We start from the raw sequence: 23,347 nt of genomic DNA on the forward strand, positions 1-23,347 counted from the left end.
TTTCATGAATGCCAATCAAAAAACCTCCTTAAATTTTCTGAACCATCTGTGTACCGATAATACGCCTTTTATTGTGCGGCGTGATCACCAGCCTCCAGAGTGGCAGGATGCAACCCTACATCAGTCCATGTATGAGCAGAATCCAGAATTCTATGCTCTGTTGGCGGTAGTAGAAACGGTTCAGCCGTGGCAACAAGCACGGATCCTGTTTCAACTACTACAATCCTCTAGAGTTGGCATGTCCGTTGATCAGCGCTGTCTTCTCAACCGGGTCACTGGTTTCTTGCTAGCAATTCTACCTCCAGACTTAGTGCTGACAATATTTCTTGCCCTAAAGCGGGTGCGGTCAAATCACAAGCACACCACTAAAGCCATCCTCAACTATATACTCAATCATCCTGAGCTGGCAGATATGGCAAGCTCTCGCCGTCCGGCGTTGGTGGATAGCTTAGAACATGCTTTAGGAAAGAATGTTGTTCGTGCTTGTGCCAAAATGCTGACCCAACCTGAGACAGAGGAAAGTCAAACCTATCTACGTCGTCATCTGCTGCGCTTTGCTCGGGATCCGGAATGGGTGAAATTAATTTTTCCCCTGTTGTACAAGCAGGGAACTCCTCAAACCAGCAATGGCAACTATAAACTAGCTCATACCCAGTACACCGAAAAACTAAAAGGGGAAAAACTACGTCTGAAAACTGTGACAGCTACTAATCGAGGGGATATTAGTGCCACTCTTGTTCATCTCTACCGGGGAGGCAAGTCCCCAGAATTGGAGCAATCCCTTGATTACTACGTGGAAGAATCTGTGCGCCAACTGCCGATTTTTACGGGGAAGATGGCACTAGTGCTGGATGCATCAGCATCGACTCGTAGTTACGGAGAACGGGAATTTTCTACCCTCTCCCAATCTGTCGCCTTGCAACTGGTATTGAAGAAATGCTGTCGTAACTTACAAGTCTATACTGTCGGCGGGTCTGGATTTCCGCCAGTGCCAGAAGGACATACAGATTTAGCCCTGGCTCTGCTGGATGCCTTGGAAAGTCAACCTGACTTAGTAGCGATTGTCTCTGATGGCTACGAAAACTACTATCCAGGAGACTTAGAAAGGGTAGTGGAAGCACTGCCAAGATGTGGGGTAGAAACTCCTGTAGTGTTCTGCCATAGCAAATTCACTCCTGCCGATAACTTAACGTTACGTCGTCCTGTTCCAAATCTCCCTCAGTTGGAATTTTGGCATCAGGAAGACTTTGAAACAGTATTGTTAAGTCTGTTTTCCAGGGTTAACAGCCAAGAGGCTCAAACCTGCTTACAGCAGTTTCTACTGCAAAAACTGGATCAGATTGAAAAGGAGTTAGCGCTATGGACTGTCATCAATTAGTTCAAAATGTCTTTGACCTATCTCCTTACCGTTTCGGCATACCTCAAAAGTCAGGTGTTCTGACAGTCGTGCCAATATTCGGTGGAGAGAATCGGGTTCAATTTGTAGGTCCGCTCTCTGGACTGAAGCTATTGAGGGTTGATGGTTATGGTAATATCGAAGTTGCCAACCCCTCAGAAGCAGGGATTGCGATTGTTCCCCTACACATGGGTTATATCCAAGATGGGGCGCAAAATCATGCCCTCTGTCGGTCAGCCTTCATCGCTGCTGGTCAAAAACTGATGTTCCGAGATGCTTGCTGTGTCCAAGAGTCCCAGGGAGGTTATCTCGAAAGTCGTCAGCAGTGGTTTTTTATTCTGCCCCTCCATCTGCGCAACGAAGCATTAGGACAGCGAGGTATAGAGAGTTACAGCAAACTCTGGCATGGGATTAGCCGCCTTAACCAGCAACTTGGCTTACCCAACCGGGGTCATTTGGAACAGATTCTCAGTCGTAAGCGAGCCTTTTTGACCCAATATCAAAGCCGCTTAGAATTGCTATCTGGGCAAACCGGTGCGCTATTCTTCCTGCGGGATAAATTAGCGGGGATAGAAATTGCTCCCAATGCCGCTTACTTCCAGGAGATGTGGATGCCTTTGGTTTGCTTTTGCTATGGAGTAGGGGCAATGGTTGAAGAACACCATACCAAAGAAGAAAGTCAGCCCACCTTGGCTTTGTGTGCCAGCAATCTCAGGGAATTAAGAGATCAACTACTGGCTAGCCGTGTCAAATGGCAACAACAGGTGAGCAATTGGCTGGCACAAACTCCGCCAGAAAAGTTCACAACTAAGGAAGAAGAACGTTTTCTTAACCTCCGTCTGGAAACAGTGATAGGCAAAAATTTTGCTGGTCAGTTTGTGGAGGAGGAAGGACGTTTGGTTTATGGGTCTGTGTTTGGCAAGCCGGAGTATTTGTCTGGAAAGTCTGTCAGTGCCTCAGTTCCAGAGCCATGAGTGGAACATAATTTTCTCTGTTTTTTGTAAACAACAGTTTATGGCTTGACAGAGTTGGTTTCTTTGTATTACACTTGAAGTATAGCAAGAACTGAGTTAGGTATCGACGTTACAGTCACTGATCCCATAGTCAGACTAGTTAACTAAGTATTAGCTATTAGGCGACGTCGCAGCGCTAACCACCTGTCTTGCTTTAATTAGCTTTAAACCAATTCAAAGTGACTCCCCAAGTCTTCCCCTGAGGCTCAAGCTTCGCAAACGAGCCAAAAACCCGAGTTTATGGCATTTCTTGCCTTATCTGATATTAGTTGTAATCTTTTTAGATAATTTTGGTTTGTTAGCAAAGAGGTTGATAGTGGCAGAGGTTGTTAACATACTGACTGTCACCTGCTCACACTCAACCGTCAACCGTCAACTGTAAACTATCAAATGATCAAAGAGTTTCTCAAGCGGAACAAATCCCTTCATCGCAGGGTTAAGCTCTATAAGCGCAGACAGCGCATTATTCGAGATCAGCCCAGGTGGGATTTGGTCTTGAAAGGGTCTCTAAACCAATGGCAAAATGCCCTAAAGGCTGCCCAAACTGGCTCTAAGATTCTGGTAGCTACTAGTGTGGGTGGGGAAATCCATTCCATCACTTTAGAAAGTCTACTAGCAGTGGGCTTAACCCTCAGGGGTGCTCAAGTTCACATTTTGCTCTGTGATGGTATTTTACCGGCTTGTTTTTGGTGTGATGTTAGTTTTTATCCCAAACAGGACTTGTTTGTAAATCATGGTCCTAAACGTGACTTATGTAACGACTGCTTTCCCCTAGCCGATCGGATCTATAAGCCTCTAGGATTGACTATCCATCGCTACAGTGAATTTCTCACAGATACAGATTACCAACAGGCCAAGGAGATAGCTAGCAGTCTCACTATTGCTGAAATTGAAAAGTACACCCTAAATGGGGTAGCTGTAGGAGAACACGCTTTAGCGGGAGCTCTGCGATTTTATGCTCGTGCTTCCCTGGAAGGGGAACCCAATGCTGAGCCGATTCTCAAGCGTTACTTCCAAGCCGCAATCCTGACCACTTGGGCAACCCGTCGGCTGCTGCAAACGGTTAAGGTTGAGTGTGCTGTATTTAACCACGGCATTTATGTTCCTCAGGGGTTGACTGGTGAAGTAGCCCGTCAGCAAGGGGTGCGAGTGGTGAACTGGAATCCTGCTTATCGCAAACAATGCTTTATCTTTAGTCACCATCAAACCTATCATCACCAGCTGATGTGGGAGCCAGTAAGTAATTGGGAAACTATACCGTGGACTTCCCAGATGGAACAGCAGTTGATGGACTATTTGAAAAGTCGCTGGCAAGGAACTCAGGATTGGATTTGGTTCCATGAAAGTCCTCAGTTTGACCTGACCAAGATTACTGATGCGGTAGGAGTAGACTTTTCTCGTCCTTGTATTGGGTTACTGACTAATGTGATGTGGGATGCTCAACTCCATTACCCAGTTAATGCTTTTCCTAATATGCTGGAATGGGTATTGACAACTATTCGGTATTTTGCTAAAAGACCAGAGTTACAGTTGTTAATTCGGATTCACCCAGCCGAGATTCGAGGGACTTTGCGATCGCGTCAACCCTTGTTTGAAGAAATTCGTCAGGTTTTCCCCACTCTGCCTCCAAATGTGTTTGTGATTCCTCCAGAAAGTACCGTTAGCACCTATGCTGCTATCCTCCAATGTAATGCGGCTCTGATCTACGGCACTAAAATGGGCGTAGAATTAACTAGCATGGGTATACCTGTAATCGTTGCAGGAGAAGCGTGGATTCGTAATAAAGGCATAACTATGGATGCCAGTTCTGTAGAGGAGTATGTTCAGTATTTAGATCAGTTACCCCTAGGGGATGGCTTACCTGAGGCAATCATAAAACGAGCAAGAAAGTATGCCTATCACTTTTTCTTCCGCCGCATGATTCCCCTAGAGATGACCACCGAAGCTAGTAATCCATCGGAATTTAAACTTCAGGTATGTGATCTCAATGAATTCATTCCTGGTAAAAGTAAAGGATTAGATGTTATTTGTGATGGCATCTTGACCGGAACAGAGTTTATCTATAGTAATTAGTTAATTATCAAGTAGCAATTATAATTTTACTTGGTAATTAAGTAAGGAAAATATGATAAAAATTGCTGTTGATGCTACACCAATTCGCCATAAGTTAAGTGGCATTGGAATGTATGCCTTAAATTTAATTCAGGCACTCCATAAGCTACAAAGTCAGGAAGACTTTCAGTTAAGTGTCGCCTATCAACCAAGTGTAAGAAAATGGTTATCTCGTGATTGGTCATTTCTTGAAGTGCTAACTAGGCATTTAGAGATTAAAAATCTAGAGATTAAAACTATACCGTTACCGGTTACTATCTCTAGTTTACTAGCCACTGTACCTAATCCCATTTTACCTTATTGTGAGCAATACTTAGGCAATCATGATATCGTCCATGGTACTGATCATGTGGTTTATCCCTGTCGAAAAAGCTTGCGGGTTATGACGATTCATGACCTAACTTTTATTAAATATCCTCAGTATGTTAACTCAATTGTTAAAAGCTATACTGCTCGGGTAAAACAATGTTTACGGTGGACTGATTTAGTGATTACTGTTTCCCAGTCTACTAAACAGGATATCGTCAATTACCTAGGAGTAAATCCTGACAACATCCAAGTTATTCCTCAAGCTAGCCGTTACTCTACTTTAGATTTACCCAATACACTAGATTTACCGAATAACACGGTTCAGTCTTTGGTGACATCAGTTAATTACGACTTCGCCCAACCCTATATTTTATTTGTGAGTACTCTTGAGCCTAGGAAAAATATTAATACTCTGATTGCAGCATTTAATTATTTAAAACAACGGCATCAAATTGAGCATCAGTTAGTACTGATTGGACAAAAAGGATGGTCCTATGAATCTATTTTTTCTGCTATTGCTAGTTCCCCGTGGAAACACCATATTCATCATTTGGGCTACTTATCCGATCAACTAGTAGCCTGGTTTTACTCAAATGCGGATGTTTTTGTCTATCCTTCCTACTATGAAGGGTTTGGTCTGCCCGTCTTGGAAGCGATGACTTTGGGTGCTCCTGTGATTACCTCTAATACTTCATCCCTGCCTGAAGTAGCGGGAGATGCGGCAATTTTAATTGACCCTAATCAGCCAATTGAATTAGCAGATGCTATGGTCAAGGTGATCAGTAATTCTCCATTGCGGGAGGAATTGATTAGAAAGGGTAAGGAAAGAGCGATGCTATTCTCTTGGGAGAGAACGGCAAGGGAAACTCTAGCAGCCTATAGATTTTTAGTAGGAAAGGTTTAGTAGGAAAGGGAAGAGGGGGAAAAGTACTTTAGGGATCGAGCTTTGTAGATCATTAGTTAGATCATTAATTAGAACATTAATCAGAATGCGATTGACCAAAGGTCACGCTTCGCGAACGCATTTCTGTTGAACCTGATTATTCCAGAAGCTCCGGGTCAATTCCCATCACCCTTAACCGCTCTGCTAGCCGCTGTGACCGTTGCCGTTCTTGCTCTAATAGCAACCTTGCCTGTTGTGCTTGTTGAGCCTCTGTTTCGGTCCAGGTCGGAATCCAATAGAATGTGAAGTCTCAACTCTGAACTGTGAAGGTTTGGTTGTTTATTTGTTCACCTTTGGCCTCCCTAATCTTTCACAAACATGAAACAGCCCTACAGGCTTCAGCCGGGAGAGGATGTCAAATACCCATGCTCTAGCAGAAATTCCGGCGAAATTTCATCCATCGCTTCAGTAGCTGGCACTCGGTTACCCAGCAACTTATCGACATATTTCCCTAAAATGTCACTTTCGATATTCACCCAATTGCCAGTCCGTAAGTGGCTAAGATTCGTATAGCTGTAACTATGGGGAATCACCGCTACTTTGAACCAACTGCCGTTGGGGTCACACTCAGCAATCGTTAGGCTGACCCCATTGACGGCAATGCTACCCTTGGGAACAAGATAACGAGCTATCTTATGCTGCCACACATCCATCAAGGAAGCTGGTGCTGTAAAGCACATTTCCCAGGAGTTTGGTGTTTGTAAAGATTCCGTTAAGCAGCCAATACCGTCAATGTGACCTGTTACAAAGTGACCCCCTAGTTTGCTACCCACACGCAAAGACGTTTCCAAATTAACGTAAGAAGTTGTCTGTAGCCTTTGTCCAAGGGTGGTGCGCCCCTGAGTTTCATCAGAAGCAGTGGTCGAGAAGCCTGTGGGCAAAACTTTCTCTACCGTTAGGCAAATTCCATCCACTGCTACACTATCACCAGGTTCTAAATCCTGTAAGATAACATCCATAGCATCAGAGGTACCGGAAACAATAAAGCGATCGCTTCCGATTGGTCCGATTGTGCCGAGAGCTTGAATTAATCCTGTAAACACTGTTGTTTATACTGTTCTTCTGTAAGCGGATGAACTGGTGCAACTAGACTGTTAGTAGGAAAAGAGCTGGCATAAGTTTGTGTTTTTTTAGTGAAGTGGCCAAACAAATTTCCTGAGACTAAGGCATACTTGGAGAATACAATCTTGTTGATCTCACCGAATTGGATTCTCAAGGGCTAATCTTACCGTTGACCGGTAACGTGAAAAGAACAGATCTGGCAAGGGCAAGTTTCGGTGCCCGTCTGTACAGTACTAGTTTACCGCTTCGCTTTGATGCCCCTGATGCTGACCGTATTCTAGAGGCTAAGCTGATGATTGAAATGAGAGTTGCTGGCATTGCAGTAGATACTGTAACACGTAGCCCCATCGTGTTACTCAAAGATGTCTTAGATCGGCGTGCTCTGCCAATCTATATTGGGCAAGATCAAGCAAAGGCAATTATCAGTGCTTTGGAAAGACAAACGCCACCGCGTCCCCTGACCCATGACCTAATGGTCAATTTCCTGGAGGAGTGGAACATAACACTGGATCGTGTTATAATACACTCTCTCCAGGATAACACGTTCTATGCCAGCCTCTGTGTTAGTCAGGGTGAGACAAAGAAAGAAATTGATGCTCGACCAAGTGATGCCATCTCCATCGCCCTGCGTACTGGCAGTCCGATTTGGGTGATGGAAGAAGTTATTGCTGATGCTTCGATACCTGTAGACCAAGATAAGGATGAAGAGGAGCGTCGAGCTTTTCGGGAATTTGTATCTAATATCCGCCCAGAAGATTTTCTTCACCGTGGAGGATATAGTCGTGGTAGCTAAAGCCAAAATATTGGGATTAAACGGGATTTAACAGCAACAATATATTAATTGCTCTGTCAAAAAATTATAGAGATGTTTCTGAAAGCCTTACCATTTAGCCATTGGTGAGAGTTTTCCAGATGCTCTAACCCTGATGCCATACCGCAAGTGACCCTTGGGCTCAAGAGATATATCCCAAACTATGCTCGAAGCTATGACCCAAGCTATACCCCAAGACAATCGATGGCCATCAACTGAATTTTTGGCGCAACTGTTTTTTGGGCAACGTTTTAACCAAAGATAAGATTATTCCAGCAGTTGGGCAACATGCGTTATCGGCGGTTTGGAAAAACTAATCTCCAGCTTTCAGTGTTTTCTTGTGGCACCATGCGTTGCTTAGGGTCTGAGTCAAATGCTCAGAAGACAGTGCAACAGGTAATCGCTCAAGGAATTAACCACTTGGAAACTGCCAGGGGTTACGGCAAGAGTGAAGAATACCTTGGTAACATCCTGAAAGCTGGATTGTCAGTACCACGAGACCAGCTATATATAACCACCAAGATTCCACCAACCCCTGATGCTGATTTGATGAGTCAGTGGATTAATGATTCCTTAGAACGTCTACAGCTCGATTATGTCGATTGTTTAGCAATTCATGGGATTAACACTGAAGAGCATCTGTCCTGGGTAAAGTCTGACAGTGGCTGTATGGCAGCTGTCCAAAAAGCCGTAGCCCAGGGACGTATAAGGCACGTTGGTTTCTCAACCCATGGTTCAATACAAGTGATTCTAGGGGCAATTCAAACAGATTTTTTTGAATTCATCAACCTGCATTACTATTACTTCTTTCAACGCAATGCTGCGGCGATTGAATTGGCTGATCAGAAGGATATGGGCATCTTCATCATATCTCCTGCTGATAAAGCAGGCAAACTCTACACCCCACCACCAACGTTAGAGAAACTGTGCCATCCCTTCTCGCCACTAGAACTGAACTATCGATTTTTATTAAGCGATCCCCGCATTACTACCCTTAGTATTGGACCGGCTAACCCAGATGAGGTGACCCTGCCTTTAAGTGTCGCTAACCGAGACGAGTCTTTGAGCCCAATGGAAGTGGCAGCATTCTCTCGTTTGGAAACCCACTTGAACAATGCTCTAGGAACTGACCGCTGTAGTCAATGCTACGCTTGTCTACCTTGCCCAGAAACCATTAACATTCCAGAAGTCTTGCGGCTGCGCAATCTTGCTTTGGCTTACGACATGAGCGAGTTTGGTCAATATCGCTATCAAATGTTTGAAAATGCTGGTCATTGGTTTAGGGGGGTCAAGGGAAACCGTTGTACCCAGTGTGGTGAGTGTCTTCCCCGTTGCCCCGAACAACTGGATATTCCTTCCTTACTCTCTGATACCCACCAGCGTCTTAATGGTTCTCCTAGGCGTCGTCTGTGGGGATAAGGTAGTTGGTTGAAGGTTGGTTGGTTGAAGGTTGAAGGTTGGTTGGTTGAAGGTTGGTTGGTTGGTTGAAGGTTGAAGGTTAGTTGGTTGAAGGTTGAAGGTTAGTTGGTTGAAGGTTGAAGGTTAGTTGGTTGAAGGGTTGAAGGTTGAAGGTTAATGGGTATCACTATTGATTTGACTGATGCTTTAGTGCATTCCTATGGATAAAAGAAACACCGTTAGTAAAATACATCCCTTGTCTGTTGTGCCTTGTGTATTCTGCCTTGTGTTTCTAGAGAGCTGTTTTCTGGTTGGCTGGAAGCCTGAACCAGTTTTAGCTCAAAAGACTGTAGGAGTGCAGCCGGACACAGAAGCTGTGAATTTAAATTTCCTGCAGCCAGATAATCTTCCTAATGATGGGTCTGTGATTACTGCTGATACTATCTCTCAAACTAAGCTCACTACTCCAAGTTTCTGGTGGGCTGATGAACAGTTTGGCGGTAAGCTACTGGATAATTGGTTAGCTTATCCGAGTAAACGCCGGGTAGATTTGGTAGTGAATCGCCAACTCTGGAGTCTGCTTAACTATCTGGGTAGGTATGCTTTTATTAACAAAATGGGCAACGTTGCCAGAGATTATAACTATAATACCAGAGTATTTAACCAGCGAGGAAAGCCTTTAGGAGCTTATACCTGTGATGGTAATTCCATGTGCCAGGTGGAGGTATGTATTCCTGGTCAAGTCCCTTTAGCTGGCAAAGTCTCGGCCTTTTGCCAGTTATCACAAAACTAGAACAGGCAATTTTCACGTATTTCGCATTTCTTTCCACAAGGATTCATACTGCTTTTGTGTAGACTCTGGTAAGGGATGGAGGAATTCGCACTTGTTGAGAATTTCTGCTTCTGGCAGCAGTAGAGGTAAGGTTTGGATATCTTGTGGTAGCTTATTTCTTGGGATCTTAAGCAGAATCGGGGAAGCAGCATTAGTCAGTAGAGAAATTTGCTTGGCTGATTTGCTATCCCAGCAAAATTCAATCCACTTTTTGCTTAAATCCGACTCAGAGTTACTTTCTGAGGAGTCAGAAGCAGAGCTAACTGATACCGGTTTTACCCATACATCTGACCACAGGGCTGTTCCTGACTGAGGCACCACTGCCTCAATTTGGCGATCGCGTGTTCTTAGTGCCAGGATATCCGTAGACCAACCGACTGCTACCCAGGTATCCCCCAAAACTAGAGGTTTTAGGTAGTGATCCGAACTGTAAAATTTAACCTGTTTAGCCAGTTGTCGAAGTGCTGGTTTCAAGTCTTTGACTTGATTTAAATCCTGTTGATTATAGGATAAGCCTAGGTTTTTCAAGGTTAAACCAATCACTTCTCGGGGGTGGTTCAACACAGAAATGCGATCGCGTAAAGACTCACGCCACAAGTCACTCCAATCAGTGGGAGTCCAGCCTAAGGCTTTGAACTTGTCACGGCGATAGGCAATGACAGTAGCACCCCAGCGATAAGGAGCACCCCAAACTTTTCCTGAGTTGTCTAGCTGACCAGTTTGGTCACGTTTAACAAGTTTCTGGTACTCTGGCGGCAGTTGTTTCCATCCTGGCAACGTTTCTATGTTCAAAGGTTGGATCAATTCCTGCTCAATGGCTGACTTGAGCCAATAATCTCCTAAGGTAACTAAATCAGGACTTATCGGTGTCCTAGACCTAATCCGGATCAAATCTAAAAAGGAGCGATCTTGATTATTATTGGGTTTGCCTTGCTCTTTCAAGGTTGTCAGGAGTTTGAATAAAGCAGATAGTTGTTTCTCCGGGTCAAAATTTAGCTTAGCCCGTAGTGTTAAGGTCTTACGAAATTCACCCAACAGCTGAACTGGTATTGAATTTTGCAACAGCCTTACCTTTAAAGAGGCTTGTTGTCCGATATTACAACCAGATGCTAACTGACTAAGGGCTATGGTACTAGCACCTAGTATCAAGGAGCGTCGCTTCATAAGTATTTCTGAATTTCCTTTGGTTACCAACTCTTTGACCTTAATTTACATTGGCTCAATAGCAATTACTATAGCTATGAGCAATGAACTGACTTTTGTGACCTCTTAGACCAACAGCCATCTGCTAGATGTGGTAAGTCTAATAAATTAAAAACTACTTATAGTCTGGTTAACAAAACTAATCTAAGTCAAGGGCTAAGGCATCTGAATCTACTTTGACATCACTTTGACATCATTTGACCTCAATAATAGTTTGACTATTATTAATTGAATTTTATTAAGAGTAAGCACGATCAAAAGAACGAAAACACCAGCTATGTCTCCCTTTTCCTCCCCCTCCTCGCCCTCAACACACAGTCTTGTTTTAGACCTAACTATAAGAAATCTAAATCTGTAAGATAAAGTGATGGGGGGATAGAAATATCTCGATCAAGAAGTTAATTCACTTATTGGTTATCTTGTCAACTGCTATTAGTTGACCATCTCTCTAGGAGTTTGAGAAGGTAATGACATGGGGAAAATCATCCGTACGTTATGTATTAAAAATCACTAATGCCAAGGAATTAATTCCGAAAAAACCGATTGTGCTAATTGTGGTGCGAAACTTGGGAGAAAAGACAAGTATTAATTAATGCTGAATTAATCAGGGTAAATATCAAGATATACAGCGGCTATCTGGCATTTTTGAAAAAAATTACTCTGGGAAACAGACTCTAAGGAGTTTAGAGCTGATTTTTGACAGATTTTTGACAATAGTTAAATAAATCAGCAATTCATCGGATTTTCTTCCTTAAGTGACTAGGATAAAAATAGAACTAAGTTATGGCAGTTTTAAATCCTATGGATGAATATCAAAATCAAATCATGGCTCTAAGTCATAGAGTAGATACTCTGTGCGAATCCATCGAAAAACTCAGTTTGAAGGTTTCAGAAGGCCTTTCTGAACTCAAAAATAGTTCAAGGCAGGAAACTGAGGAATCTCAACCAACTGGCCAACCGATACCCCGGACCCACGAAAGTCAAAGTGCCATTAACCTACTGACCCAACATAAAGATGTGCTGATTGATAGTAACTCTGGGCTAGGTAGTTTCTCTAAAAATAGCAATAATAATATCTCTGCTGATATTCAAGTTCAACGCTTAACTGCCCAACTCACAGCAGCCTACAATCGGATTGCTGCCTTAGAAGAACAACTCCTAGCACAGCGAATTCATTCCTAATTGGCAGTTTTATCCAGATTAGTCTAAGGGTTGAAGGTTAATAGGGAAAACAAATCAGCACCTCTGTGATTTTCGTGCCTAACTTGGTCAGACTGTAAAGTGTTTTTTCACTGGCTCCAACAACAATCACCTCAGAGAAAGACGATATTGCTCGACCAAGTTTTCAATGGCTTGAAGTAATTCAGCCGAGTTCCAGCCCTTATAAAGGTGGGCTGCGATCGCACATCCTCCAGCACCCACACCTTCCTTGACATATCCTTGCTCATATGCCTGTAGCTGAGGATAACGAGACTGGGTAAAACTTAATTGTGTTGCCAAAAGGGGTACACTCCCAATATCTTGTGCTAATCCAACCGTGTCACCAGTCGAGTCTTCTGCCACCCAGCGAGTTGTTCCCACAACTACTTGTGCTGGTTGCCATGCTAGGGAATTACCCTCAGTAATACTGGGGTAGGGTAAAACCGACTCTGCCAATGCCTGTGCTAAGGTATAAACCGCTAGCATTTGGGTACCACCAGCGAGTAAAACGCCACAGCGACGACTAGCTGCCATTGCCATACCTGCTGCGGCAATTTGCATCGGATCTCCCACCGCTGCCACTAGCTTTAAGTGATCAAGTGGTGAGGGGGTGAGGGGGTGAGAGGATGAGGAGGTGACGGAGTATAAAGGTGCGGGGTGGTAGGGGTGAGACGGTGAATTTTTCTTCCTAGGTTCGCTTTTGGGAAGCTCCCCGGCTCCCCTACCCGCTAACCCAGCTCGTTGTAACCCCAGCTCCACCACCTCCCACTTTTGAGCATGATTGCACTGGGGATGGCTACTGTTAACCTTGCCAGCTGCATCAATCCCCAAGCCAGTGAGCAGGCTAAGTGCGGTGGTAGTTCCCCCAACCACACACTCACTAATAATCAGATAGCTATCACCAACCACACTTGCTAGCTTTTCTCCCCACTGTAAACCTTGCTCAAATAGCCGTTTCACTGTTTCGAGGGGCAAGGCATTGCCAGAAGTTAGGCACTTAGCAGGAATACCACCTAAGTCAATGGCTGGTACTGTCGGAGGGTGAGGTAAACCAGCATTGAACAGATAGATGGGTAGGTTAAATGCCTCCACTAAAGCACGGGAAATCAAGACAGGGGATACTCCCACAGTTAGAGGAGGAAGGGGATATTGAGGTTGGGGAGTAACTCCATTGACCAAAAACTCAGCATCAGCGATCGCAGTATACTGACGATCATCTGGGGTAGCGCCAGCAGCAGAAATACCTGGAATCAGGCCAGTAGCAGTGAATCCTAAAATACAAGCAAATACCGGTGAGCATCCCTGATACTGCTGTAACCACCGTTTTCCCTTTACCTGCTCGGTATAAACTCGGATCATTAGTCCTTAATTCTTAGTCCTTAGTTCTGATCTGAAATATAAAAATAAATAGAAACAAACACTACACTATAGATTAATTGTGGTGAAAGGGAACAGTAAACTTTGGATAAGGTAACAGAATCGTTTTGTAAAAGTAGCAAATCAAGTATTAACTAGTTAACTAGTTAATATTAATATTTTTTTACACACATTTTCACACACAATAGTTAGCCATATAATTCCATAAATTTCCATAAAATAAAAGAACGATTGCCATACTTACCACGGGCATAAACTGAGCTAAAGGTAATCAATCAAGCTTAAGCTCTAAGCTCCAAGGGCTCAGAGCTGATAACTGTTTGCGGAAAGCGTAGCCCTCAAGTAGCGTGTAAGCTGACCTTTGAAAGTATAACAAACAGTCTCTTCGCCATCACAAGTGACCAATGACTAATAGCTCAATCGTAATCCAGCAAAACTTTTACCCAGTTTGGTGGTCTAGGAATCGGGTTTCCTAATCGGTCGAGCATGAGTAAGGCTACAATATGCACCACGAATAAATAAATGGCATTATTGATAATAATCATTACTACAGCCAGGGTTTGAACTAGAAATAGACTGGGCTGAAATAGCAACCCCAGCTTGAGAAACCACCAATCCAATAATCCTGTCACCTGGGTCATCACGTAAACCCAGAGGTCTTCCCCCAATAGAATTGAGAACAACCAAAACCGAAAAAAGAAGCCTATTGTACCAATTAGCGTACCCATGCTAATAGAAAGCAGCCAGCTAGCTCGACGTTTCCACAAAGCTCCCAGTTGCACCCCCATCAGACCATAAGGGACCAAAAAGATAATACTGCGAGTTACTCCCATCAGCACTGATAGTAACAACCCCGAAACCAGTGCTGCCATCCAGGATGCCCTACTGCCCCTCCTTAGGTAGACTAAAGCAATCGGCACTGGGAAAAACATTTTGAGTATTGGTCCTAGAGGAAAGTAATAATTAATCAGCCAAATCAAGCTGGCGGTACTGGCCAGAAACGCTGTTTCTACCATGGTTATAGGTGTCTGAGGTCTAGGGTTTAGACCATTATTCAGGCTAGGGGAGTTAGCAGAAGTGGATTGTTTGTAGACTGCCCTAGGTTCCCTCTTTTCTAGTGGGTGATTTTGCTCCCCAGTTAATTGATGCCCGATCTCAGTTACATCAGCATTGCTCTTAGGGAATTCCGTTGTTGATTTTGTGGGTTTGTTTTTAGATTGGGCAAAGAGATCTTGTGAAGCCGCTTGACCATCATCAAAAGAATCACTCATGCAAATTTAGTAACCTCTTGAGGAAAGGGACAGATGATAACAGAAGAGATACTGTTAAAGTACCCTTGCATCTTAGCCCATCTCAAATTTCTCCTCATTTGCAGATACCTTATATATCAAGACTAGATAATCATCTTTTCGAGAGCAGGCAGATCACAGATAAAAAGGGTATCGTGATCCCGCATGATCAAGCCTTTCTTCTCCAGCTTTGTCAGGACTCGTGTGACCGTCTCCCGCGCCAATCCACTGAGGCTACTTATCTCTCGATGAGGTAAGTTAGGAATCTCAGTTCCTCTTTGTTTCAATTTGCCTTGTCCTTCAGCTAGAAACAACAAGGTGTCTGCCACTCGTGAGGTACTATCTGACTCCCGCAAGCGTAGGCGTCGGTTAACCTGACGCAGACGCTTTGCCATCAACTGAGCTAAGTGGACACCAGCCAAAGGTTCCGTATGAATTAACTGGGTAAAATCCTGAGCGGGTATACTACCAATGGTTGTAGGGGTTAAGGTAATCACATCTGTTGAACGAGGTACTTCTTCTAAGGCTGCCATTTCACCAAAGATTTCTCCTTTCCCAAGAATATTGAGGGTCACCTCCTTCCCATCCAGGTTATAGGTGCGAATCTTTGCCCAACCATCTAAGATGAAATAGACAGACCCCCCCCAGTCATTCTCAAGTAAAATCACTCGATTTGCAGGATGGCTACGGGTAACCATATTAATAATGGCTTTTTTGACACTAGAATCTGGTAAGCCAGCAAAAAAAGGAGTGCTAGCCATCGAATCATGAACATTAGAGTTAACTTCAGATGAATTGTATCGGTCTTCCATGGGATCATGAGCGCTTCGTAAACACCTTGAATAGATAGATGATCCGCTGTCAAATCAAGTGAGTCAGGGAGTTTGCCTGTGTCAACTAAAAGAAGCCAATGAAACAGATCTGCTTAACCTCACCACCTTTGGTAGACCAACGAAAATGACTGATGTGAGTGAAATTGCCTTGACAAACAAAGATTCTACTGGAGCTAAACTACTTGCAGTGAGCTGAGGTAGGCTCATTCTGGTAGAGGGCTTGGCAATAATCACATCGGGTAAGTACAGTTATTATGCTCCATGATGAACAATTTGTAATAGTTTGGTGACTCTGGCAATTTAACATTAGACACAGGGGGTTGACTCTCACTCCTGTATGACTCAATTTGTTCTCGTCAAGGGTTTCAAAGTGACTGCTCAAACCGACATTCAATCTCTGATTGCTGATATTGACCACATCCTCCATAAGCCTGACTTTCCTCTACCATGGTTCAAGTCTGGTGACCTAGCGGCTGCACACCAGGTTTTGCGGAAAGTTCGTAGCTACCTAGTTTCCCAACAGCAAAAACTAGGGGTAGAATCGGACAATACAAGTACTACAGTAACCCCATCTCAGACGGGAGTACCCACATCTGTTCAGGAGGAAGTGCAGCAAATCCTGCAAGCGGTTAATCAAGAAATGAACCATCTACGTACCGATTTGACGAAACCATGGCAGGTAGAGTTGGAGGCTCTACAGCAACAGCGGGAGTCTCTGGTACGAGAAATTCAGCGTTTGGAGAGTACCAAGCAGCAGCTGGATTACTATACCAAACAACAAACTGCAAATGTGCAGATTGCTTCAGAGTTCTCACAAGGGCTAATCAACCGCCTTGTCGAAAGCTTGACGCAAAAGCTATCTCAAATTTTAGCGAATTGGGAAGCTCACTTAAAACAGAATCCCACTAGTGATGACTCAATCAACCGATTGCCTTCAAATCAGGACGAGATTGTTGCTGTAGTCCAAAGACAAAAGGTGATTGAGCAACTACAGCAGCTTCAAAAACAATCTGATCAACTCATACAGAATATAGATGTTAACCAGCGGTTGATTTTTGAGACCCTACACAGAGATCTTCAAGGTTACCAGGAGTCTTTATCTCAGGAACTTGAAAAAATGCACAGCTTAGGCATGCAGGGAGAAATGTTTTTTGCTGCCTTTGTGAATCGTCTAGCTCAGCAGTTAGGACGAGAATCTTCAAGCCTATGGTCTTCCTCACAACAACCACCGGATGTACAGGTTCAACTTGAGGATAAGGATAGCTTTCAATTACATCCGGAAACCTTATTGCCCAAAAACTCTCTGACTATGACTGAGGTGGTTTCTGACCGTTCGCGTAGCGTGGCCAAAGGCCAATCAGATTTGACTCAGGAACCAGCAATGGATTGGTCAACAGGAGAGTTGCCTCAATCCTGGGGCATAGGATTGTCTGAAGAAAAGACACCATTGCGATCGCGTAGCGTGGCCTACGGCCAATCGCACTTAGCCGATGCTACGCCAGAGTCCCAGAAGACATCTCGGACCAATGACTCCGTTGACCATTCAGAAGTCATTGCTACTATTAATGCCTTGACAGATTTGTGTGAACAGATGGGTGTGAATTACCTCAAGGGGTGACAAGTAGCTTTAACGTTTGAGAGGGTGTGGGGTTTTTGGGGTATGGAGTGGGGCGGGGGCACGGGATGGATCGGAATATTCAAGAGCTTTGAGCAAAATAGTGGCTTTTGACGATGCAAGTTTCTTTCATTACAGAACAGATGTGTTCGCGCAGCGGGGCGTCAGCCCTTCGCAATCCGTGGGACGCTCTTAAGAGACTCGGATGAAGCGCTTCTGTTCTGTTTTCGGTAAATTCTTGAAAATTACTGCCAAGCTGGCAACATGGCTAAGCTATAGCCGTGTTTACTTATCTGTGATCTTAAATCCGCTTTTATAGCCCCCTTTTAGCCCAGTCGAGAGGGAAGTTGCGGCTAGATAAGCTTGCGTTTACCTGCCTTTGACCCAAGGCTTCGCCCCGTGACTTAATTATAAAGGAGGTTTTTAACTTGGATTTGGGATCAGAAGTAGTCTTGAGGGATGTATACCTAGCATTTTAACATCATTTTAACATCAATTGCATTATTTTAACTTCTAATCATTTCGAGTCATTTTTTGATTAGTAATAGTTAACTATTATTACCAAAATTCAGACTGGAAGTCAATTAATTCAACCCCAATTCACAATCCCTTCACGAATTCGCCGATACAATGTGAAAGTTCAGTGAAATGATACAAAATATACTACTCCTTTTTTGACAAACCAAAATACTATGAGCAGAGGCTTCGATTAAAAATTATTAATAAGGCGGTCAATAAAAATGACTAGGTCATCTACCTATATATCAGTTACTTTTATAAAAAAATATCTACTTTAGCGGGAACTTTTAAAGTTTTCAGCGGTCTGGTTAATAGACTATTTAGTTGACAACAAAGACTTTAGGGTTAGTGGGTGCCTACCAAATATTTTAAAAAATGGCAGGAGACTATTCCGTAAAGTTTGGGCAAAAACTACCTAAGCAAGTTAGCTCCCTTGAGCATAACTGTTCTATCAGCCTTGGTATTTCAAGCAATTATTTCGTCGTTTAATCAACTTTAGATAACTAATAAAAAGCCGTGATTATCTCCAAGTCTTCTGCTTATACCTCGGTTGATTCACCAATTTGGGATAACAGAATACCCAGTTGTTTATTTCAGCAAGAGGTTCATCATTCAGCTAACAATAATATCAAGCGATTAATTGATATTATTGGAGCTTTGGTTGGATTATTAATTACCGTGAGCATCGCAATTCCCATTGCGTTCGCTATGTCGATAGTCGATCCCGGTCCATTATTTTATAGTCAGATCCGTTGTGGTCTGAATGGCAAACCCTTCCAAATCAGGAAATTCCGCTCAATGATCGTGGGTGCAGACAAACTCAAGCACTTAGTAGAAAACCAAGCTAAAGGTCATATATTCAAAAATGAAAATGATCCCCGTATCAGTCGGATCGGAGGCTTTCTACGTCGTACCAGTCTTGATGAATTTCCCCAATTCTGGAATGTCTTGATCGGAGATATGAGCCTAGTCGGAACTCGTCCTCCTACCTTTGATGAAGTAATGGGCTACAAGCGCCATCACTATAAGCGTTTAAGAGTTAAACCTGGAATCACCGGTGAATGGCAAGCCAATGGTCGTTCAAAGGTGACTGACTTTGAAGATGTGGTTCTTATGGACTTGGATTACCAACGTAAGTGGTCTATCGGCTACGACCTGAAGCTGATTCTGAAAACTATCATGGTAATCTTTAATAGGCATGGTGCTTATTAAGATCACGTTATAAGCTCTTAACCCGATAGTACTAAATCCAGGTTGAACAGAATGCTTAAGCTAACCCTATCTACAATGTTTGATTGAGAATGTTTGATTGAGGTGGGGTTAGCTTAAGCTAATAAACACGCATCGATAACAGATTGATTAATTCAGATTGATTAATTAGTGACAGGATAGTCACTCCTATTATTTTGATCAGTAAAATTAATCCTATTTTTCCAAGACTTACCGAACCTTTTTGAGAACTGCTATCAACAGATTAATCAATAGAGAAGTGGAAGTATTGATTTGTGATTACAGTTAACTATAATCACGGAATAACAACTTCCATGGTTCCTAAGACAATAAAAATTAACACTGATAAAATTAACGATGATTTTCTGGATTTATTCAGGGAAATCAATCTGAATTGGTGATATTTATGGTCATATTTATTTTTTAATGGAGCCTACGGGAATTGAACCCGTGTCCGCCCTGGTTATTTACTTATCGCTCATTCACAGGCATAGCCCCTTTAACCCTCGGAGCGGGGATCATCCCTTATCCCGGATGACAGGATGCTTTGGTGAAGTCTTAGCTAGCAAACCGACCAAAGACAGCTTACTAGAGCATCCGTTGGGGTTAAGTCCGTAGTCCTTAACGGAGTCAAACTACAGACGCTCGAACCTGTTTATAGGTGTTTAGGCAACAGCAGGTGCAGCCTTACGAGCAAAAGGAACGATGTTGTTCGCAGTTACAATTTTTTTGAGTCCGGTATTTGCGAGAGAAGACTCACTCTCGACCTGAATCACGGGTCAGCTTTCACCAACACGTCGAAACCATTAAGGCCCCTTGCAGTTATTTCCTTTTTCCATTATAGTCAATATTTCAAAGTAGCAACTACCAAATACGCGTGATCCTCTTGTGTGATCTTGAATTGGAAAATTTCTTTAACGCTGTTTAGCTGGGTAAATCCCCGCCTTCTATCAGGACGGGGATTTACGTGAACCTTTTAACTCTTGCTGCTCAGGATTTCCTCGATCGCTTGTCGTTCTGCTGGTTCAGTCACAGGCAAACTCTGGCGGGTATCAGTAATCAGCCAATCTAGAGCTGCCGCCTGAACATCAATAGCCGCACCAGTCTTATCAACACAATAGCGTCCAAACACTAACTTATCCACTAGACGTACTCCGGCTCCAAGGCGAGAATATTCAAAAATTACGCTATTCTCAACGGTTGCTCCGCTACAAATCCAGCAATTGGGACCAATCATAGTTGGTCCGATAATCTTTGCCCCATCTTCGATGTGGGTCATAGCACCAATGTAAACCGGACCTTTGATATCCACTTTGTCCCAATTTACGGCCACATTTAAACCAGTATAGATTCCGGGAGCGACTTCTTTGCCAGGAATCGGTACATTCTTGATTTCTCCGAGCAGGACACCTCGAACAGCTCGCCAGTAATCTGGCACTTTACCAATATCAACCCACTGGAAATCCATTGGCACCGCATAGAAAGGAGCCCCCATTTCCACAAGTTTGGGAAACAGTTCGCCCCCAATATCATATTCCTGACCAGAGGGGATATATTTAAATATTTCTGGCTCAAAAATGTAAATTCCTGTGTTGATATTGGTACTGCGGGCTTCCTCAACTGAGGGTTTTTCTTGGAAAGCTTTGATTCGACCAGTTTCATCTGTAACTACGACACCGTAGCTAGAAACCTGTTCTCGTGGTACAGGTTTTGCCACTAGGGTAGCAATTGCTCCCTTTTCTTTATGGAATTTAACTGCTGCTGTCAAGTCCAGGTCAATTAGGGCATCACCACAGAGCACCACAAATGTATCATCAAAGAAGGGATAAAAGTCCTGGATCTTGCGCATGCCACCAGCTGAGCCGAGGGCTTCCCCAACCAGTTGACCATCGACAATGCGACCTTCAAAGGAATAAGCAATTTCAACGCCAAAGCGTTGCCCATCTCGAAAATAGCTTTCAATTTCGTTAGCCAAGTGAGAGACGTTGACCACAACTTGGTCGAAGCCATGTTGTCGTAATAGTTCTAGTAAAAACTCCATTACTGGTTTTTGCAGGATGGGAATCAATGGCTTGGGAATAGTGTAAGTGATAGGGCGAACGCGAGTTCCCTTGCCAGCTGCCAGAATCATGGCTTTCATGTATCTTTTCTCCTTAAACTAAATCCATAGAGGTTGATGTGGGCAATTGAGTACGATTCTAACTAGTCCTTGAGCTCTCACCCACGATTAGCACAAGGGACTAAAGTCCCTAACTCGTTTTCATCCCCGCTACTATTACACAGGGGCAAACAAGCTGGAATTTTCTGTAACCTATGCTTTGAGTGATGCTTTGAGTGACTCCAGCTGAGAATTCCTGGTTTCCTGACAAGGCTAGTTGATGTTACAAGCCCCTGCTTTTAAGCGTGGGGTTCATGACTCCAATTTACGGATTTTTAGATCTTGGTAGAATTCCTCTTGGCATAACTCAACCTTAGACTGAGCAGATAACAATAGCAGTCCCCAGAAAACACTAACTCTGTCCCCTATTGGTGATTCAATAGGAGTGATTGCTGTTTCTGTGTCAGCTTTTGCCGACATCTTGGCTGTTCCCAGTTTGTCCTCCTGGTAAGAAGAACCAACGGAAGTTGATGCAACTGATGATGGGGATAACGTCCACCACTCTAACAACTGATTTAAATTCAGCCAATCTTTGTCTGCCGCTAGGTCATACCAGTAGCGGCATAGAAATTCCTCCAGCCGTGTGGCAATCTCGGTCAGGTTTTCATCGTGAGCTAGATGGGCAATACGAGCTGCCTGACTACGGGCACTAGAGCGAGTCCCTTTTTTAGGGGAAGGTAAGGGCTTTTCACCCAGTTGGACTGCCATCTCTTGCAACTGTTGAATTAGCTCTGGCAGGGTTACTGGGCGTCTTTTAGGGGGTCGGGCAGCAGAGCGACGGCGTATATGACGTTCTAGATGGCGAGGCAAACCTCTATCTCCCCTGCCATCAATTTCCTCGGACCCATCCAGTTCTTCGGATTCCTCCAACTCCTCGGGTTCTTCTAAACGTTCCAAGGTATCGGCTTTCAGTAGAACTAGCATGGATGCCCATAGAAAAGCTTGCCCAGACTGAGACAAGTCCGTGTCACGGTATCCAAGTTCTGGATCACTGTCTAATGCCAGTGTACTTAGATAGCGGTCAATGACATCAATTACCTGAACATCCCATGGGTCAATTTCTCCCCGCTGTGCCACATCAATGAGAATAGCGATCGCTTCGGTAGCAGGTGTTGTAGTCATCTATAGGATCAAGTCTATTGACTAATATATAGCCATGTCTTGTTCGATACTGTTGGTCAATTAACTGACGGCAGGACTTACACAAAACTAGGCACCAAACCCTATAAGCTATAACTAGTAGGGTGACCCTACAGGTAGAGTTACTGCGGAAGTTCTTTTTGGGGTCACATCAAGTCTGGTAGCATCGGTATTGTATAATTTGGAGGGAGGACAAATAGGACAACAAAAATAAATAAGCGTAAATTTTACCTCTTAAATTTTCACTCTTGTAGAGACATTGAATACCACCTCTGAAACAAACAGGATTGATCTGAATAGAAACCATAAATTGGCGATTTTTCCTGGTGCAATGGTAGCCTTTATATTCCTCTATCGGCAGTAAATTTCACTCCTCAAATAGAACAACTTACTGGCGCTTTTAGTCTTGTATGTACTTCTTAATAACTTCGATAGACCCACCGCCAGCGGGACAAACGCCCATAGCTTTTAGTCCAAAGCGTAGGCAGTCTAGAGCGAAGTTGCGGCAATTATTTTCTGAGATATTATAGAAGACATCCCTTTAATGTTTGACTGCTTTATAAACTCCAAACTTAGAGTTAAGTTCGATCCCAAGATGTAAATGGTCTGGCATTACTTCCATCGCTATAATTTCTTAGTCCATGTTTGGGCAAGCTTCTCTAGTTAACTCTTTGAGCGTGCTCTCAAGGTTGCCTGTCAGAACTTTTTGTCTGTACTTAGGGCAAACTACAACAGGGTACTTACAAGAGTAAACAACATTGTTGTTAGACTTATATTGCTCAGGCATTGAATCCTATAGAGATGTAGAGTTTACCTATCAGGTATATAAAAAACTTAACTCAAGCCCAAATAAGCGGGTGATAAACATAATCAGAGATATCAATGTCGTTAATGATCGGATAATCAG

Annotated in this window: 18 protein-coding genes, 1 other RNA gene and 1 pseudogene; 11 read left to right on the forward strand and 9 right to left on the reverse strand. The window is 43.5% G+C overall.

Annotated elements, in window-relative coordinates:
• Positions 1-4 precede the first annotated feature (4 nt).
• The 4 genes from F6K37_RS05400 (at position 5) to F6K37_RS05415 (ending at position 5,734) form a co-directional block, all read left to right on the forward strand.
• The gene (locus F6K37_RS05400; RefSeq protein ID WP_287248720.1) at positions 5-1,378 is read left to right on the forward strand and encodes a VWA domain-containing protein; all 1,374 of its coding nucleotides are present in this window, start codon (positions 5-7) and stop codon (positions 1,376-1,378) included.
• Positions 1,360-2,370 carry an ARPP-1 family domain-containing protein gene (locus tag F6K37_RS05405; protein WP_287248721.1) on the forward strand — a complete coding sequence of 337 codons (1,011 nt, stop codon included), beginning with the start codon at positions 1,360-1,362 and terminating at the stop codon, positions 2,368-2,370. The genes F6K37_RS05400 and F6K37_RS05405 overlap by 19 nt, the downstream gene beginning before the upstream one ends.
• Before the next feature lie 429 nt (positions 2,371-2,799).
• Positions 2,800-4,482: a hypothetical protein gene (locus tag F6K37_RS05410; protein ID WP_008180218.1), complete on the forward strand. Its 1,683-nt coding sequence runs from the start codon at positions 2,800-2,802 to the stop codon at positions 4,480-4,482.
• Between the two features lie 52 nt (positions 4,483-4,534).
• Positions 4,535-5,734 carry a glycosyltransferase family 4 protein gene (locus F6K37_RS05415; protein ID WP_287248723.1) on the forward strand — a complete coding sequence of 400 codons (1,200 nt, stop codon included), beginning with the start codon at positions 4,535-4,537 and terminating at the stop codon, positions 5,732-5,734.
• Between the two features lie 377 nt (positions 5,735-6,111).
• On the opposite strand, the gene F6K37_RS05420 is transcribed toward F6K37_RS05415, so the two are convergent.
• A complete protein-coding gene (locus F6K37_RS05420; protein ID WP_287248725.1) occupies positions 6,112-6,816 on the reverse strand; it encodes a riboflavin synthase in 705 nt (234 codons plus the stop codon).
• A gap of 311 nt (positions 6,817-7,127) precedes the next feature.
• Between F6K37_RS05420 and F6K37_RS05425 the strand changes: the two genes are divergently transcribed.
• The 3 genes from F6K37_RS05425 to F6K37_RS05435 all read left to right on the forward strand — a co-directional run bounded on the left by F6K37_RS05425 (position 7,128) and on the right by F6K37_RS05435 (position 9,837).
• The gene (locus F6K37_RS05425; protein ID WP_044492346.1) at positions 7,128-7,628 is read left to right on the forward strand and encodes a bifunctional nuclease family protein; all 501 of its coding nucleotides are present in this window, start codon (positions 7,128-7,130) and stop codon (positions 7,626-7,628) included.
• 306 nt (positions 7,629-7,934) lie between these two features.
• Positions 7,935-9,065, forward strand: a complete 1,131-nt coding sequence (locus F6K37_RS05430; RefSeq protein ID WP_008180225.1) for an aldo/keto reductase — start codon at positions 7,935-7,937, stop codon at positions 9,063-9,065.
• Between the two features lie 199 nt (positions 9,066-9,264).
• A complete protein-coding gene (locus F6K37_RS05435) occupies positions 9,265-9,837 on the forward strand; it encodes a hypothetical protein (protein ID WP_063747921.1) in 573 nt (190 codons plus the stop codon).
• Positions 9,838-9,849: 12 nt separating this feature from the next.
• On the opposite strand, the gene F6K37_RS05440 is transcribed toward F6K37_RS05435, so the two are convergent.
• Positions 9,850-11,040 (reverse strand): extracellular solute-binding protein, encoded by a 1,191-nt coding sequence (locus tag F6K37_RS05440; RefSeq protein WP_008180229.1) that lies wholly within the window; start codon positions 11,038-11,040, stop codon positions 9,850-9,852.
• A gap of 506 nt (positions 11,041-11,546) precedes the next feature.
• On the opposite strand from F6K37_RS05440, the gene F6K37_RS05445 reads away from it, so the two are divergent.
• Positions 11,547-11,672, forward strand: coding sequence for a hypothetical protein (locus tag F6K37_RS05445; protein ID WP_267871991.1), 126 nt, complete (start codon positions 11,547-11,549; stop codon positions 11,670-11,672).
• 190 nt (positions 11,673-11,862) lie between these two features.
• Positions 11,863-12,261: a hypothetical protein gene (locus F6K37_RS05450; RefSeq protein WP_008180230.1), complete on the forward strand. Its 399-nt coding sequence runs from the start codon at positions 11,863-11,865 to the stop codon at positions 12,259-12,261.
• A 126-nt stretch (positions 12,262-12,387) separates the two neighbouring features.
• Here F6K37_RS05450 and F6K37_RS05455 read toward each other — a convergent pair whose 3' ends face one another.
• From F6K37_RS05455 to F6K37_RS05465, 3 genes are all read right to left on the reverse strand, one after another.
• On the reverse strand, positions 12,388-13,638 hold the full coding sequence (locus tag F6K37_RS05455) for a nicotinate-nucleotide--dimethylbenzimidazole phosphoribosyltransferase (protein WP_008180236.1): 1,251 nt from the start codon (positions 13,636-13,638) through the stop codon (positions 12,388-12,390).
• Positions 13,639-14,072: 434 nt separating this feature from the next.
• On the reverse strand, positions 14,073-14,927 hold the full coding sequence (locus F6K37_RS05460; protein ID WP_008180238.1) for a DUF2232 domain-containing protein: 855 nt from the start codon (positions 14,925-14,927) through the stop codon (positions 14,073-14,075).
• Positions 14,928-15,049: 122 nt separating this feature from the next.
• Entirely contained in the window at positions 15,050-15,757 is a 708-nt protein-coding gene (locus tag F6K37_RS05465) for a Crp/Fnr family transcriptional regulator (RefSeq protein WP_008180239.1), read from the reverse strand.
• A 391-nt stretch (positions 15,758-16,148) separates the two neighbouring features.
• Here F6K37_RS05465 and F6K37_RS05470 point away from each other — a divergent pair, with 391 nt between their 5' ends.
• Together F6K37_RS05470 and F6K37_RS05475 are read left to right on the forward strand one after the other, a co-directional pair.
• Positions 16,149-17,396, forward strand: a complete 1,248-nt coding sequence (locus F6K37_RS05470; RefSeq protein WP_287248732.1) for a DUF445 domain-containing protein — start codon at positions 16,149-16,151, stop codon at positions 17,394-17,396.
• Between the two features lie 1,077 nt (positions 17,397-18,473).
• The gene (locus tag F6K37_RS05475; RefSeq protein WP_044492349.1) at positions 18,474-19,124 is read left to right on the forward strand and encodes a sugar transferase; all 651 of its coding nucleotides are present in this window, start codon (positions 18,474-18,476) and stop codon (positions 19,122-19,124) included.
• A 442-nt stretch (positions 19,125-19,566) separates the two neighbouring features.
• Here F6K37_RS05475 and ssrA read toward each other — a convergent pair.
• The 4 genes and pseudogenes from ssrA to tnpA all read right to left on the reverse strand — a co-directional run bounded on the left by ssrA (position 19,567) and on the right by tnpA (position 23,227).
• Positions 19,567-19,958: a transfer-messenger RNA gene (gene ssrA / locus F6K37_RS05480) on the reverse strand.
• A 160-nt stretch (positions 19,959-20,118) separates the two neighbouring features.
• Positions 20,119-21,282 carry a nucleotidyltransferase family protein gene (locus F6K37_RS05485; protein ID WP_008180246.1) on the reverse strand — a complete coding sequence of 388 codons (1,164 nt, stop codon included), beginning with the start codon at positions 21,280-21,282 and terminating at the stop codon, positions 20,119-20,121.
• Between the two features lie 270 nt (positions 21,283-21,552).
• The gene (locus F6K37_RS05490; protein WP_008180248.1) at positions 21,553-22,422 is read right to left on the reverse strand and encodes a segregation/condensation protein A; all 870 of its coding nucleotides are present in this window, start codon (positions 22,420-22,422) and stop codon (positions 21,553-21,555) included.
• A gap of 418 nt (positions 22,423-22,840) precedes the next feature.
• Positions 22,841-23,227: pseudogene (gene tnpA, locus F6K37_RS05495) on the reverse strand (IS200/IS605 family transposase).
• Positions 23,228-23,347 lie beyond the last annotated feature (120 nt).

It is taken from the genome of Moorena sp. SIO4E2 (assembly GCF_010671945.1).
Lineage (GTDB): Bacteria > Cyanobacteriota > Cyanobacteriia > Cyanobacteriales > Coleofasciculaceae > Moorena > Moorena producens.